The sequence below is a fragment of the Variovorax sp. IB41 genome (genome assembly GCF_016405905.1).
GTDB lineage: Bacteria > Pseudomonadota > Gammaproteobacteria > Burkholderiales > Burkholderiaceae_C > Variovorax.
In genome coordinates this window covers 89,381-102,703 of sequence record NZ_JAEFCB010000001.1, presented here as the reverse complement: position 1 = coordinate 102,703, position 13,323 = coordinate 89,381, and the positions used below count along the sequence as shown (strand labels likewise).

Here is a 13,323-nt window from a genome sequence, read left to right as displayed (position 1 = left end):
AGTTTGCCATAGGCGCGGGCGGGTTCCGGCCGCCGGCGCCGCGGGCCTGTTACAGGCTGCTGGCGGCCGCGGGCAACGGATCGCGCAGAGCCGGCGCCAGCGCCTCGTGGCCGAGCACGAGGCGCACGCACAGCCCGTGCGGCACGGCGTCCATGACGGCCAGGTCGCCATGCAGCGCATCGGCCCGCGCGCGCATGCTGCGCAGGCCCTTGCCCAGTCTCTCGATCGGCATGCGCGCCGGTGCGCCGAGGCCGCGGCCGTCGTCGCGCACTTCGAGCAGCAGCCCGCGCGAGCGCCCGAGCGGGCCGAAGCGGACCTCGACGCTGCCGGCGTGCGAATGGCGCAGCACGTTGGACAAGGCTTCCTGGGCGATCCGGCAGATCTGCAGCGCCGATTCGGCGGGCATGGCGTGCGCGAGCGGCACGTCGCGCACGTTCCAGGCAAGGCCGATGCCCAGCCGGTCGAAAGCGGGCTGCAGCCGGTAGCGCAGGTGCGCCAGCCGCTCGGCGATGGTGGCCGAGGCCTGGTCGTCGAGGGAATCGACGGTCATCTGCAGCTCGAGCAGACAGGCCTGCAGCGCGATCGAGAGTTCGCTCGGCGCGGCCGAGCGCGGGTCATTGCTCGCGAGCAGCGCCACCAGCCGGGAGCCGACGCCGTCGTGCAGGTCGCTCGCGATGCGGCGCCGCTCGGCCTGCACCGCTTGCGCGGCCTGACCCGTCTGAATGCCCTGAACGCCCTGCCCGCCCTGAACCGCATGCGCATGCCGGTCGCGAACGAACCATTGGCGCAGCAGGTAGCCGATGCCCCCGGCCATGCCCGCCGCCGCGATGCACAGCCCCTGCAGCGCCCAGAACGCCGGCGGAACGTCGCCGTACGAGGCGGCGATGGAAAGCCACACCCCCTGGTCTTGCAGGTGGTGGGGCAGTTGAAACACCGAGGACAGCATGGGCGAACGCGCCGGTCACAGGTCGTTGCATCGGCGTCAGAGCAGGCCGCGGTGCGAGGCGAAGCTCACGGCCTGCGCGCGGGTGTGCGCATGGAGCTTGCGGTAGATGTTCTTCACGTGCGCATTGACGGTCTGCGCGCTGATGGTGAGCTGCAACGCGATCTCTTCGGTCACATACCCTGTGGCTACAAGTCGCAACACTTCGCGCTCCCGTGCGGAGAGCGCCGCCTTGGTCTCGGGCGGGCGGACCGGGCTCGGGTTGCTGCGCTGGTGGTCCAGGTGCACGAGCAGGCGCCGGGCCAGCCGCGGGGTGATGGCCGCGCCCCCGTTGACCACCTGCAGCACGGCCTGCGCATAGCTCTGGAACCACGCGTTCTTCACCAGGAAACCCGAGGCGCCGAGCTCGAAGGCATGCAGCACCTGGGGCTCGTCCTCGATGGCCGAGATGACGATGATCTCGGCCGCGCTGCGGTGCTTCTTGGCCTCCTCGATCAGCTCGAAACCGCTGCCGTCTCCGAGGCGGATGTCGACCATGAGCACGTCGAATTCATGCTGCATCAGGAGGCGCCGCCCTTCGCGCAGGCTCCCGGCCTGGCCTTCGAGCTGGATGCGCAGGTCGCCCAGCAATTCCTGCGCGATGACGCGTCTCACGAAGGGGTCGTCGTCCACCAGGACGACGCGCACCGGCTTGGTCTGTTGGCCGGTCAGATAGTCGGGCCAGGGGAGCGTGTCGGCGGAGGGTGCGAGCAGCCCGCCGAACTGGCCAGGATTGGAAAATTTCCTAGCACCGCCGCCCATGTCCGTCAATGAAATGTCAAGTTCGTTTTCCATTTCTATCCCCTGGTGACAAAAACTATCCGCTAGTTCGTGAGCAAAAGTTAATTCATTTCTACTCAAATTTTGTTTTTGAGCTTTTTTGATTACTTTGGTTTCTTCTTGTTGCAGTCAGGGATGAATGTGAACTAAAGAAGTAGAAATTGCAAGCGTCATCACGCGGAACAGGGCCTTTGGCCGGGTGCCCGAAACGGCCGCTTCCATTGCTTTCGTCATAGCCTTGCACTACCCACCACTGGGCATTTTGGGTTTCCTCACCCACGCAGAAACTGCATCCCGGTCGCATCGGAAACATTCAATCCGCGCTCGCTGACCGTTGGCTGATAGGCCGGATTCGCCGGCGATCGGGTTCGTTTCAACACCATTCGAGGAAGCATCATCATGAAGAAGACTCTCATCACGGCAGCCGTGGTCCTGCTTGCAGGCGTGGCCTCGGCGACCAGCACCACGGCCCTGGCCGTGACCAGCACGACCACGGGCTCTTCCAGCTCGGCCGGGTCGGTGGCAGCCAGCTCGGGCACGGGCAGTGCACTGAGCTACAACGCGGCCAATTCCAGTTCGTCGGCCACCGCCAATGCAGCCGGCGGCGCGGTCAGCATTCCGGGCCTGCGCGTTGGCGGCGCCACCGCCAGCGGCTCCGCAACCACCCAGGGACGCGTGACCAGCGTGGCCGCAACGACCGGCAACGGCGTGGCCCTGGGCGGTGCCAACGCCTCGGCCAATTCGACCTCGGCCGGCACCGCCAACTACAGCGCGGGCGGCCCCAACCAGGTGAACGGCAGCGCAACCGGCGGTGCGGCTTCCACCACCAACAACACGGCTGCCACCGCAGCCGGCCCTGGCGGCGGCCTGGCCGTGGTGACGCGCACCTCGGGCACGACGTCCGGCTACAACGCCTCGTCGGGCGCCATCAACGGCTTCGTCAACGGCACCACCACGTCGGCCACGGCGGGCTCGACCGGCGGCTCCTTCGGCGTGAGCAACTTCGCCTTCGGCAACGCGGGCGGCTTCAGCAACGGTGGCGGCACCGGCGGCCTCGCGGGCGCTGGCGCAACCGCATCGGCTCCCTGAACGGGCCACATCACGGTTGTTGGACCAGAAATGGGGAGGGGCATGCCCCCTCCCCGGCTTTCAAAGGAGTGAGAACATGAAAAAACTGATTGTCCTGACCTTGATGGGCTTGTCCGCCGGCGCCTTCGCGCAGACCACGGCGGGCGGGGCCAACAACCAGTCATCGAGTTCGGCCACCACATCGGCGCAGGGCAACACCCAGGCCGTGAACTTCAACACCAATACGCCGGCGGACACCACCACCCGCTCGACGTTGAGCAGCAACCAGAACATCAACAACACCGGCGCCACGACCAGCACCCTGGACTACCAGGGCAGCTACACGATCAAGAACGTGCCGTCGGTGAGCGGGCCCAACCTGACCACCAGCAACGACACCTGCATGGGCAGCACGAGCGCCAGCGCGAACGGCCCCGGCGTCGGCATCAGCTTCGGCACCACCTGGACGGACGAGCACTGCAAGCGCCTGAAGATGAGCCGCGAGCTCTGGAACAAGGGCATGAAGGCCGCCTCGCTCGCGATGGACTGCATGGATGCGGCCGCGATGGCCGCGATGGAGATGACCGGCACGAAGTGCCCGCAGTCCATGACCGCCGAGGAGCGCGTGAGTGCGTTCGGCCCGTATGCGTCGCCGGCCAACGCCGCGGCACAGGTGACGGGGCGCCCGATCGCGGCCATGCAACCCGTGCAGGCCACGCAGCCCGTGCAAACCATGCCGCCTGCGCAGCCCATCGCCGTGTCGGTGCAGCCGATGCAGCCGCCGCAGGCGGTGGTCATTGCGCCGCCGGTGGCGTCGATGCCGCCGCCCACGTCTTCGTCCACGTCCACGCCCGTACCCGCCCCGCTGCCGTTGCCCCAGGCGCCCGTCGCCGAATCGGCACCCGCGCCGCAGGCGGCCGCGCCGGTGCAGCCCATGCTGCAGGAAGAGCAGCATGCAGTCGCGGTGGTGACGATGCCGGTCGAGCTGCGCAGCGTGATGGCCGGCGAGCCCATCGGCGAGCTCTCGGCGATCGCCGTTTCGCAATGACCGCCCGGAGCCCATGATGACCAGGACCGTATTCCTCTGGATCGCGGCTTGTTGCGTGGCGACGGCCTCCGCGGGCCCGGCCGTTCCCAACCTGCGCGTCGAACGGATGACCTTCGGCAGCGGCCAGCAGAACGGCATCGGCAAGGACACCGCCGAGCCGGTCGGCGACCTGGGCGTGTGGCACGTGCCGCAGTACATGCCCGGCTATCCGACCTCCGCGACCATCTGGCCGCGCGTCGTCGAGATCCCGTGCGCCAACGAGCTGTGCGCGGGCTACGAAGTCACGCCGGAGCTGGGCCGCGGCGAGTACCTGTTCTTCCGGCCGGTCCGCAAGTAACGGCGCCCGGCGGCAAACGCGGCCGGACCACCCGGCCGCGCGATGCCGTACCCTTCGCGCATGACCTCCCCCTCGGGTGTTGCGCGCGTCCTGCGCGTCCTGCGCACCGTGTTCCGTGCAGTCGCCACGGTGCTCATCGTTCCCTTCCTGCTCTTCGAGGAGTGGGGCTGGGAGCCGCTGGCGGCGCTCGTGGGGCGGCTGTCGCGCCTGCCCTTCTGGGCGCGCCTGGAAGAGCGGCTGCGCCGCCTGCCGCCGTGGGGCGCGCTGCTGGCGTTCTTCGTGCCGGTGGTGCTGCTCTTGCCGGTCAAGGTGCTGGCGCTCTTTCTCTTCAGCCACGGCCACGCCGCCAGCGGTGTGACGGTGCTGGTGCTGGCCAAGCTGGCCGGCACGGCGGTCGTGGCGCGGATCTTCCAGCTGGTCGAAGGCCCGCTGATGCGCATTCCCTGGTTCGCCCGCTGGTATCCGCGCTGGAAGGCCTGGAAGGACCGGGTGCTGGACCTCGTTCGCCAGAGCCGGCCGTGGCGCGTGGTGCGGGTGTTCAACCGCGGCATCCATCGCGGATGGCGGCGGTTGCGGGAAGGCTGATTTGCCAGTTTTACCCGGGTCTTATTGCCTTTTCTATTTCACCCGGGTAATATCGACGGCATGAACATGCCTCAAGAGACGCGGCGCGCCCTCGTCAGGAAATACAAGGAAACGGTGCTCCCCGCGGGCGTCTTCGTCATCCGCAACCTGCTGAACGGCCGCGTCTATGTGTCCGGCAGCCTCGACGTGGAGGGCGCGATGAACCGGGCCCGCTTCGAGCTCGGCCTGCGCTCGCACCGCAACAAGGCGCTGGTGCGCGACTGGGTGGCGCATGGCGCCGCGCATTTCAGCTTCGAGGTGATCGACCGCGTGAAGGAGCGCGACGACCCGGCCTTCGACCGCGCCGCCGAGCTCGAGAAGCTGCTCGAACTCTGGCGGGAAGAACTCCAGTGCACCGGCGACAAGGGCTACAACACGCCATGAGCGCCGATGCACTGGATTTTTGCCTCACGATCGGCCGCGCCCACGCCTGCCTGAACCTGAAGCTCCGCGACAACCTGGGCGCGTTCCACGGGCTGGACTACGAAGACTTCACGCTGCTCCATCTGCTGCTGCGCGCCGAAGGCGGCCGCATGCCGATGAGCCAGCTTTCGCGCACCTTGGGGTTGCCGATGTCGGCGCTGCTTCGCAAAATGGTCCTGCTCGAGAAAACAGGACTGGCCGAACGCACGGCCGGTGCCAACGAAGACAACCACCACGACCACCGCCTTGCAGCCATCCGCCCGGGCGGCCGCAAATTGATGCAAGCTGCGGTCACGACCGCCGAGGCGATCTGCGCCGATGCAATGAAACCGCTGGCCCCCGAAAGCCTGCCGCAGATTCATGCCGCGCTCCTTGCGCTGTGCCTCGATAACACACCGAACGCCTGAGCCGTTCAGCGGGTAGATTACGCACCTCGTTGCGCACCTTGTGACGCACCTCGCCTCGAACGGACCGGAAGAAAGAACAAGCCATTCGACATGCCATCCGACACGCAACCCATCCACCTCATTGTTTTCGCCGGCTTCAAGCGCATCGCGCAGGGCAGCACCGCCGACGTGCTCGCGCAACTGCGCGAACGCAAGGACGACACGCCCTACCTCATCTTCGACGCGCAGACCGGCGAGTCGCTCGACTTCGACGTGCACAACCAGGCCGGCGTCGTGCCGCACGCGGCCAGCGCCGAAGCCCATGACGACGCACCGCGCGGCGTGGGCCGCCCCAAGCTGGGCGTGGTCGCGCGCGAGGTCACGCTCTTGCCGCGCCACTGGGACTGGCTCAACCGCCAGCCCGGCGGCGCCTCGGTGGCGCTGCGGCGCCTGGTGCAGGAAGCCAGCCGCGTGAACGCCGACCGCGACGCCGTGCGCGCCTCGCGCGAATCCACCTACCGTTTCATGACCGCGATCGCCGGCGCCCTGCCCGGTTTCGAGGAAGCCACGCGCGCGCTGTTCGCCGGCGAGCGCAACCGCTTCGAGGGCCTCATCGACGCCTGGCCCGCGGACCTGCGCACCCACCTTCAAGAACTGTCAGCCGCTGGCTGGAGCACCCCTGCATGAGCGCTACCCCCGCGACTTCCACGAATCCCACGACTCCCTCGGCCTCTGCGAATCCCACGTCTCCCGCCGCCGGCCCGAGCGGCCTGAAGGGGGTGCCCGTGGCGCCCGTCGGCGCGGCGCGGCCGCTGTGGAAGGTGTTTCTCTTCTTCCTCGCGCCGATGTTGCTCAGCAACATCCTGCAATCGCTCTCGGGCACGCTGAACAACGTCTACGTGGGGCAGATACTCGGCGTGGGCGCGCTGGCGGCGGTATCGAGCTTCTTTCCGGTGATGTTCTTCTTCATCGCCTTCATCATCGGCCTGGGCGCGGGCGCCTCGGTGCTCATCGGCCAGGCCTGGGGCGCGCGCGACGCGGCCAAGGCCAAGGCGGTCGCGGGCACCACGCTCACCGTCGGCGTGCTGATGGGCCTGGTGATCGCGGTGTTCGGCGGCGCCTTCACCACGCCGATGCTGGCCGCGCTGGGCACGCCACCCGACGTGCTGGCCGACTCCACGCGCTATGCCCGCATCATGCTGATCGCGATGCCGGGCGTGTTCGTGTTCCTGCTCGCGACCGCGATGCTGCGCGGCGTGGGCGACACCGTCACGCCGCTGCTCACGCTGGTGATCTCCACGCTGATCGGCCTGGTGGTCACGCCAGCGCTCATCCGCGGCTGGGGCGGTTTGCCGCAGATGGGCGTGGCCAGCGGCGCGTGGGCCTCGGTGCTGTCGTTCGTGGTGGCGACCACGTGGCTCGGGTTTCGGCTGCGCCAGAAAAAGAGCCCGCTCGCGCCCGATGCCGAGTTCTTCCGGTACCTGCGCATCCAGCCGCAACTGCTCAAAGCCGTGCTGCGCATCGGCGTGCCCACGGGCGTGCAGATGATCGTGGTGGCGCTGGCCGAAGTGGTGCTGCTGTCGATGGTCAACAGCTACGGCTCCAACGCGACAGCGGCTTATGGCGCGGTGAACCAGGTGGTGGCGTACGTGCAGTTCCCGGCCATCTCGATCGCCATTGCCGCGTCGATCCTCGGCGCGCAGGCGATCGGCGCGGGCCGCGCCGATCGGCTCGGCGCGATCACCAGGACCGCGCTCCTGATGAACCTCGTGCTGACCGGCAGCCTCGTGCTGCTGGGTTATCTCTTCTCGCGGCCGCTCATGGGCTTCTTCATCACCAGCCCGCCGGTGATCGAGATCGCGCAGACGCTCTTGCACATCATGCTGTGGAGCCTGGTGATCTTCGGCATGGCCGCGGCCACGTCGGGGGTCATGCGCGCGAGCGGCTCGGTGCTGGTGCCCACGTTGATCTCGATCGTCTGCATCCTGGGCGTCGAGGTGCCGGTGGCGTGGGTCATGAGCCACCGCATCGGGCTCGACGGGATCTGGATCGCCTACCCCGTGACCTTCGGCGCGATGCTGCTGCTGCAGACCGCGTACTACCAGCTCGTGTGGCGCAAGAAAGCCATCCACAAGCTGGTGTGAGCCGGCGCCTCGGCGAGGGTCTTCGAGGGTCAGCGGCCCTCGTAGGCCTTCTGCACGGTGGCCAGGTCGAGCTTGGTCATCTCCATCATGGCCCGCATCGCGCGGCCGGCCTTCTCGGGGTCCTTGTCCTGGAACATGCGGATCATGGCGGTGGGCGCCACCTGCCACGAGACGCCGTAGCGGTCGGTGAGCCAGCCGCACTTCACGGGCTTGCCGCCGCCTTCGAGCAGCTTGTCCCAGTAGTGATCGACCTCGGCCTGCGTCTCGCACGGCACGTAGAGCGAGAGCGCCGGGGTGAACTTGTAGTCGGGACCGCCGTTGAGCACCATGAACGCCTGGCCGTCGAGCTCGAAGGTCGCGGTCAGCAGGCTGCCGTCCTTGGGGCCCGGGCCGTTGGCGGGCCAATTCAGCCGGTCGGTCACGCGGGAGTTGGGGAAGATGCCGGTGTAGAAATCGAGCACCTCTTCGCCGTTGCCGTCGAACCAGAGGCACGGAATGATCCGTTGCATGAAGCGTTCTCCTTGAGGGTTTGAGTCACGGTCCTCGATGGGTTTTCGGTGAGCCCTCGATGAACCAGGGAGTTCAGTATTCAAGCCCCAAAGGACCGTGTCAAGCCGAGCTTTCGTAGGTAGGCGTTCCGCCTGCCGTCGCGAAACCCTTGCTGGCTACCCTCCCCTGCGTGAGCCGCGCGACTAGAACCCGTACAGCGCGCCCGGGTTGTCCACGAGGATGCGGCGCCGCGTGTCGTCGCTCGCGGCCCACGAAAACAGCAGGTCGTAGAGCGGGACCGCGTCCGGCCGCGGGTCGCGTCCCGGGTGCGGCCAGTTGCTCGCCCAGAGGCAGCGCTCGGGAAACTTCTCGGCCAGCGTGCGCGCGAGCAGGCTCACGTCGTCGTAGCCGGGCGCGCCCACCTTCGAGGTCTCGTAGGGCGCGGAGAGCTTGATCCACACACGGCCCGAATCGAGCACGCGCAGGAGCGACTGGAACGACGGATGCGACGGCGCGACCGGCTCCAGGAACTTGCCGTTGTGGTCGAGCACCAGCCGGCACGGCAGGCGCTTGAGCACCTCTTCGTGCTCGGGGATCGTGCGGCCGTCCAGTTGCAGGTTGACCATCCATTCGGCATTCGCCAACCGCGCGGCCATCGGCTCCAGCGATGCCCAGCTCAGCACGCCGCCGATCATCATGTAGCGCACCCCGCGCATGCCGCCCGCATGCAGGCGCGCGATCTCTTCATCGCTCACCTCGGGCGCGACCAGCGCGATGCCGCGCGCCGCATCGCCGAACTGCGCGAGCGCATCGAGCGTGCAGCTGTTGTCGAAGCCGTAGCCGGTCGGCTGCACGACGATCGCGCGGTCGACGCCCAGCGGCGCCTGCACCTCGGCCCGGTAGGCCGAGACCGGCGAATGCGGCGGCACCCAGGCCACGTTCGGGATCAGCGGAAATCGGTCTTCGTAGATGTGGACGTGGCAGTCGCAGGCGCCGGGGTAGCGCGTGTTGCGGGTGGGTTCCATGGGGCGTCTCTTTGTTTGCTTGTGATGAGGGAAACGGTCAGCCGAAGGCCTTCTGCCAGCGCCAGGCCTCGGCCGCGTTGACGGCGCCCTTCGGTGCCCGCCCCTGGAAGATCTCGCCCAGCTGCGCGACCGTCTCCATCGCCTGGTGCTCCACGGCGGCTGGCGTGAGTCCGCCGATGTGCGGCGTGGCGATCACGCGCGGATGCGCGGCCACGCGCGGCGATGGCATCTGGTCGGGCGCGCGGCCCACGTCGAGCGCGCAGCCGGCGATGGTGCCGGCGTCCAGCGCGGCCAGGAGCGCGTCTTCGTCCACGAGGTTGCCGCGCGCGGCATTGATGAAGAAGGCATGCGGCTGCATCGCGGCGAAGGCGGCGGCGTTCATCATGTTTTCCGTCGCCTCGTTGGCGGGCGCGAGGCACACCACGAAATCGGACCGCGCGAGCAGCGCATCGAGCGCGACCTGCTCGAGTTCGGCGCGCCCTGTCGAAGCATGCGGATCGTGCACGACGATGCGCATCCCCAGCGCCAGCGCCACGTCGCACAGGTACCGGCTGATCTGCCCATAACCGATCACGCCCAGCGTGCTGCCGCGCAGCTCGCGCCCCATCGCCGGCACGACCGGCCGCCCCGCGTGGTACAGCGCCGTCGAGGCGCTGATATGCCGCCCCAGGTCGATCATCGCGCCCACGATCCACTCCGACACCGACGCGATGAACCCGGCGCTCGCCTGTGTCACCAGCACGCCGTGGCGGCTGGCCGACGCCACGTCGATGTTGCGGATGTCGATGGCGCAGCGCACGAACGCCTTCAGGTCGGGCAGCGCCGCGAACAGCGCCTCGTCGCCCACCGTCTGCCGGTACGAGACGATCGCGTCGCAGCCCTTCGCGAGCTCGGCGAGTTCGGCGGACGACAGGTCGTTGTCCGTCGGGTTGAAGCGCACCTGCGCGATGGCCTGCAGCGCGGCGCTGGCGCGGTCGCCGAAATAGTGGGCGAGCTTGCCCTGCGGATGGCTGACGAAAACCGTGGTCATGAAGAAGGAAATTTCCGGAAAGAAGACTAGGCGCGCGGCGGCGCCACCGAATCGCGCGCCACCAGCGTGGGCGCAAAGACGAACTCCTGCGTCGGCAGCGACGCGTCGGCCAGCCGGCTCATCACCCGCTCGACCATCACCTGCGCCATCTCGGGCACCGGCACGCGCACCGAGGTCATCGCGGGGTACATGAGCGTGGAGAGAAACACGTTGTCGATGCCGATGACCGACACGTCCCGCGGCACCGAGAGCCCGGCATCGCGAAACCCCGCCATGAGGCCGAAGGCCAGCAGGTCGTTCACGCCGATCACACCCGTGGGGTGGTCGGGCAACTTGGCGAGCAGGCCGGCCTGCATGCGGCCCAGCTCGCTCATCATCGAATCGCCGTACTCGTCCACCGGCAGGCCCTCGACGACCTGCGCGCTCGCCTCGAGGCCGGCGCTTTTCGCCGCGGCGAGAAAGCCGTTGATCTTCTCGTTCCGGCTCATGGTGCGGCCCGAGGGCGTGACGAAGGCCAGGCGCCGGTGCCCCTGTTCGATAAGGTGCGCGGTCGCGATGCGCGACGACTCGAAGCTGTCAACGGTCACGTGGTCGATGACCGAAGGCATGCCAGGTGTCGCGCGCCGGTCGTAGCTCACCACCACCAGCCCGCGCTCGGCCGCGGCCTCCACGTGCTGCTCGTCCACCAGCGACGAGATGATGATCACGCCGCGCACGCCGTGCGCCATCAGGTCTTCGAAGAAGTGCTTTTCCTTCTCGGCATCGCGGTAGGTGTTGCCGATCATGATGCGAAAGCCGTAGCGCTCCTGCGCCAGCGTCTCGACCTCGCGCGCGATGAAGCCGTACATCGGATTGGCCATCGACGGCACCAGCAGGCCCAGGAGCGGCGTGTGCCCCGTCTTCAACTGCCGCGCCGAGGTGTTGGGCCGGTACTTCAGTTCGCGGATCGCCGCCTCCACGCGCGCCAGCGTCTCGGCGGCCATGCGGTCGCTGCGGCCGTTCAACACGTTCGAGACGGTGCTGGTCGACACCCCGGCCCTCTGGGCCACATCGGTGATTCTGCTCACGGAATCCTTCCTGTTTTCATCGTCGTCACAAGCCCATGCGCGTCGGCAGCCACGTGGAGAACGCCGGCACGAGCACCAGCACCACGAGCGTAACGAACAACACGGCCAGGTATTTCATCATCGGCCGGGCCACGTCCTTGACCTGCGTGCCGGTGATCGCGCAGGTCGCGAAAAGCCCCAGGCCCACGGGCGGCGCGAAGAGGCCGAAGCCCATGGCGATGACCATCACCGTGCCGAAGTGCAGCGGATTCACGCCCAGCTGCGAAGCGATCGGCGTCAGCAGAGGCCCGAAGATGATGAGCGCGGGCGCGCCCTCCAGGATGGCGCCGAACACGATCATGATGAGCACCGACAGCATCACGAACATCGTGCTGCCGTACGAATGCGCAAAGCCGATCATGAACTCCGACAGGTACTGCGGAATCTGCTGGATCGTGAGCGCGAACGACAGGCTCGACGCCGCCGCCACGATGAAGAGAATGCCCCCGGCCATCGACGCCGACCGCACGAACAGGCGTGCCACCGACTTCACCGTGAGCTCCCTGAAGGCGAGCCATCCGACCACCAGCGCGTAGATCACCGCGAACGACGACACCTCGGTCGATGTCGCGATGCCCGAGGTCACGCCCTTGCCGATCATCGCGACCATGAGGAGCGCCACGAACGCGCCACCCAGCAGCCGGAACGTCGGCGTGCGCACGTCGAAGGCTTCGTCAGGGTTGATCTTGGTGCCCACGTAGATCGTGACCGCTGCGAGCGACAGCGCCAGCACCACCGCGGGCACCAGCCCCGCCATGAAGAGCCCGGCGATCGAGATGTTGGCGACGAAGCCCATGATGATCATGTTGATGCAGGGCGGGATCGTCTCGGCCATCACCGCGGTACAGGCCAGGAGGCCCGCCGTCTCGTTCGGGTCCTGCTTGGTCTTGCGCACGGCCGGCATGATGATGCCGCCCACCGCCGCGATGTCCGCGAGCTTGGAGCCCGAGACGCCCGAGAAAAACGCCGTCGCCGTGATGGTGATGAGCCCGAGCCCGCCGCGCAGCCGCCCGAACATGCGCAGCAAGAGTTCGATGAGCCGCGACGACATGCCGTTGGCCTCCATCAGCAATCCCGCGAGCACGAAGAACGGAATCGCCAGCAGCACGTAGTGGTCGGTGCCCGCCATCACCTGCTGCGAATACACCAGCATCGGCAGCGACGGATCGGCCATGAAGAACACCAGCGACGAAAGCGCGAGCACGAACGCGATCGGCATGCCCAGCGCCATGCCGCCCAGAAAGCCCGCGGTGAGCAGCGCCCACGGAGGAATCCCGTGGTTCGGCACGAGCGTGTTCCATGCGACGACCGCGGCCGTGAGCGCGACACCCACGCCCAGCGTGGACCACACCATGCGCGCGGGCCCGTTGATGGCATTGGCCAGGCCGAAAAGCGTCATGAACAGACTGCCGATGGTCACCGGGTACACGTAGATCCACTGCGGCATGCCGATCGGCGTGGTCATGTTGTACGAGTCGAGCAGGAGCTCGCACGACGAGGCGAAGAGGCTCGCCGAGACGCCCACGATGATCCAGCTGCCGAACTGGATCAGCGCCGGCTGCCAGCGCGCCGGCAGGAGGCCGCGGAACAGGTCCACGCCCACGTGCTGGCTGCGCGCGAGCACGGTGGCCGCGCCGAAGAACACCTGGATGATCATGAGCGCGCGCGCCACCTCCTCGGCCCAGTCGAAGGGGTCGTGCAGGAAGTAGCGGAACACCACCGAGATGAAGACCACGATGACGTCGATGGCCAGCACCACGCCGGCCACGTATTCGGTCATGCGCATCAGCCAGGCGAGCCACCGGCCGGAGGCGCGGGTGACGTCGAAGCCGAGCGCGGGCTCCATGGCCACCGGCGAAATCGAGAGGCTCGACATGGCCG

General features: G+C 67.8%; 15 protein-coding genes. 8 read left to right on the top strand and 7 right to left on the bottom strand.

Translation table 11 applies throughout. The features are described 5' to 3' along the window. Positions 1-49 precede the first annotated feature (49 nt). On the bottom strand, positions 50-946 hold the full coding sequence (locus JC881_RS00475; RefSeq protein ID WP_198783758.1) for a sensor histidine kinase: 897 nt from the start codon (positions 944-946) through the stop codon (positions 50-52). Positions 947-982: 36 nt separating this feature from the next. Further along, positions 983-1,777, bottom strand: a complete 795-nt coding sequence (locus tag JC881_RS00470) for a response regulator transcription factor (protein WP_198783757.1) — start codon at positions 1,775-1,777, stop codon at positions 983-985. A 384-nt stretch (positions 1,778-2,161) separates the two neighbouring features. Between JC881_RS00470 and JC881_RS00465 the strand changes: the two genes are divergently transcribed. The 8 genes from JC881_RS00465 to JC881_RS00430 all read left to right on the top strand — a co-directional run bounded on the left by JC881_RS00465 (position 2,162) and on the right by JC881_RS00430 (position 7,792). After that, complete coding sequence (locus tag JC881_RS00465; protein WP_198783756.1) at positions 2,162-2,851, top strand: hypothetical protein; 690 nt, start codon at positions 2,162-2,164, stop codon at positions 2,849-2,851. A 76-nt stretch (positions 2,852-2,927) separates the two neighbouring features. Next, positions 2,928-3,878: a hypothetical protein gene (locus JC881_RS00460; RefSeq protein WP_198783755.1), complete on the top strand. Its 951-nt coding sequence runs from the start codon at positions 2,928-2,930 to the stop codon at positions 3,876-3,878. A 16-nt stretch (positions 3,879-3,894) separates the two neighbouring features. Then, positions 3,895-4,215, top strand: a complete 321-nt coding sequence (locus JC881_RS00455) for a hypothetical protein (RefSeq protein ID WP_198783754.1) — start codon at positions 3,895-3,897, stop codon at positions 4,213-4,215. A 42-nt stretch (positions 4,216-4,257) separates the two neighbouring features. Then, positions 4,258-4,800 carry a hypothetical protein gene (locus JC881_RS00450; RefSeq protein WP_233101467.1) on the top strand — a complete coding sequence of 181 codons (543 nt, stop codon included), beginning with the start codon at positions 4,258-4,260 and terminating at the stop codon, positions 4,798-4,800. Between the two features lie 60 nt (positions 4,801-4,860). After that, positions 4,861-5,223, top strand: a complete 363-nt coding sequence (locus JC881_RS00445; protein ID WP_198783752.1) for a GIY-YIG nuclease family protein — start codon at positions 4,861-4,863, stop codon at positions 5,221-5,223. Then, positions 5,220-5,669, top strand: a complete 450-nt coding sequence (locus JC881_RS00440; protein WP_198783751.1) for an AsnC family transcriptional regulator — start codon at positions 5,220-5,222, stop codon at positions 5,667-5,669. The genes JC881_RS00445 and JC881_RS00440 overlap by 4 nt, the downstream gene beginning before the upstream one ends. Positions 5,670-5,759: 90 nt before the next feature. Next, on the top strand, positions 5,760-6,335 hold the full coding sequence (locus JC881_RS00435; protein ID WP_198783750.1) for a DUF2239 family protein: 576 nt from the start codon (positions 5,760-5,762) through the stop codon (positions 6,333-6,335). After that, complete coding sequence (locus JC881_RS00430) at positions 6,332-7,792, top strand: MATE family efflux transporter (RefSeq protein WP_198783749.1); 1,461 nt, start codon at positions 6,332-6,334, stop codon at positions 7,790-7,792. The genes JC881_RS00435 and JC881_RS00430 overlap by 4 nt, the downstream gene beginning before the upstream one ends. 29 nt (positions 7,793-7,821) lie before the next feature. Here the strand turns inward: JC881_RS00430 and JC881_RS00425 are convergent, their stop codons facing one another. The 5 genes from JC881_RS00425 to JC881_RS00405 form a co-directional block, all read right to left on the bottom strand. Then, positions 7,822-8,301: a VOC family protein gene (locus tag JC881_RS00425; RefSeq protein WP_198783748.1), complete on the bottom strand. Its 480-nt coding sequence runs from the start codon at positions 8,299-8,301 to the stop codon at positions 7,822-7,824. A gap of 183 nt (positions 8,302-8,484) precedes the next feature. Then, a complete protein-coding gene (locus JC881_RS00420; protein WP_198783747.1) occupies positions 8,485-9,306 on the bottom strand; it encodes an amidohydrolase family protein in 822 nt (273 codons plus the stop codon). A 37-nt stretch (positions 9,307-9,343) separates the two neighbouring features. After that, positions 9,344-10,336, bottom strand: a complete 993-nt coding sequence (locus tag JC881_RS00415; RefSeq protein ID WP_198783746.1) for an NAD(P)-dependent oxidoreductase — start codon at positions 10,334-10,336, stop codon at positions 9,344-9,346. A 26-nt stretch (positions 10,337-10,362) separates the two neighbouring features. Next, positions 10,363-11,403 carry a LacI family DNA-binding transcriptional regulator gene (locus JC881_RS00410; protein WP_198783745.1) on the bottom strand — a complete coding sequence of 347 codons (1,041 nt, stop codon included), beginning with the start codon at positions 11,401-11,403 and terminating at the stop codon, positions 10,363-10,365. Positions 11,404-11,428: 25 nt separating this feature from the next. After that, positions 11,429-13,318, bottom strand: a complete 1,890-nt coding sequence (locus JC881_RS00405; protein ID WP_443083322.1) for a TRAP transporter large permease — start codon at positions 13,316-13,318, stop codon at positions 11,429-11,431. Positions 13,319-13,323 lie beyond the last annotated feature (5 nt).

What these genes read in the sequence shown, in the direction of transcription:
- JC881_RS00475 (WP_198783758.1), bottom strand. Translation starts at nt 946, where the DNA reads ATGCTGTCCTCGGTGTTTCAACTGCCCCACCACCTGCAAGACCAGGGG.
- JC881_RS00470 (WP_198783757.1), bottom strand. Translation starts at nt 1,777, where the DNA reads ATGGAAAACGAACTTGACATTTCATTGACGGACATGGGCGGCGGTGCT.
- JC881_RS00465 (WP_198783756.1), top strand. Translation starts at nt 2,162, where the DNA reads ATGAAGAAGACTCTCATCACGGCAGCCGTGGTCCTGCTTGCAGGCGTG.
- JC881_RS00460 (WP_198783755.1), top strand. Translation starts at nt 2,928, where the DNA reads ATGAAAAAACTGATTGTCCTGACCTTGATGGGCTTGTCCGCCGGCGCC.
- JC881_RS00455 (WP_198783754.1), top strand. Translation starts at nt 3,895, where the DNA reads ATGACCAGGACCGTATTCCTCTGGATCGCGGCTTGTTGCGTGGCGACG.
- JC881_RS00450 (WP_233101467.1), top strand. Translation starts at nt 4,258, where the DNA reads ATGCCGTACCCTTCGCGCATGACCTCCCCCTCGGGTGTTGCGCGCGTC.
- JC881_RS00445 (WP_198783752.1), top strand. Translation starts at nt 4,861, where the DNA reads ATGAACATGCCTCAAGAGACGCGGCGCGCCCTCGTCAGGAAATACAAG.
- JC881_RS00440 (WP_198783751.1), top strand. Translation starts at nt 5,220, where the DNA reads ATGAGCGCCGATGCACTGGATTTTTGCCTCACGATCGGCCGCGCCCAC.
- JC881_RS00435 (WP_198783750.1), top strand. Translation starts at nt 5,760, where the DNA reads ATGCCATCCGACACGCAACCCATCCACCTCATTGTTTTCGCCGGCTTC.
- JC881_RS00430 (WP_198783749.1), top strand. Translation starts at nt 6,332, where the DNA reads ATGAGCGCTACCCCCGCGACTTCCACGAATCCCACGACTCCCTCGGCC.
- JC881_RS00425 (WP_198783748.1), bottom strand. Translation starts at nt 8,301, where the DNA reads ATGCAACGGATCATTCCGTGCCTCTGGTTCGACGGCAACGGCGAAGAG.
- JC881_RS00420 (WP_198783747.1), bottom strand. Translation starts at nt 9,306, where the DNA reads ATGGAACCCACCCGCAACACGCGCTACCCCGGCGCCTGCGACTGCCAC.
- JC881_RS00415 (WP_198783746.1), bottom strand. Translation starts at nt 10,336, where the DNA reads ATGACCACGGTTTTCGTCAGCCATCCGCAGGGCAAGCTCGCCCACTAT.
- JC881_RS00405 (WP_443083322.1), bottom strand. Translation starts at nt 13,318, where the DNA reads ATGTCGAGCCTCTCGATTTCGCCGGTGGCCATGGAGCCCGCGCTCGGC.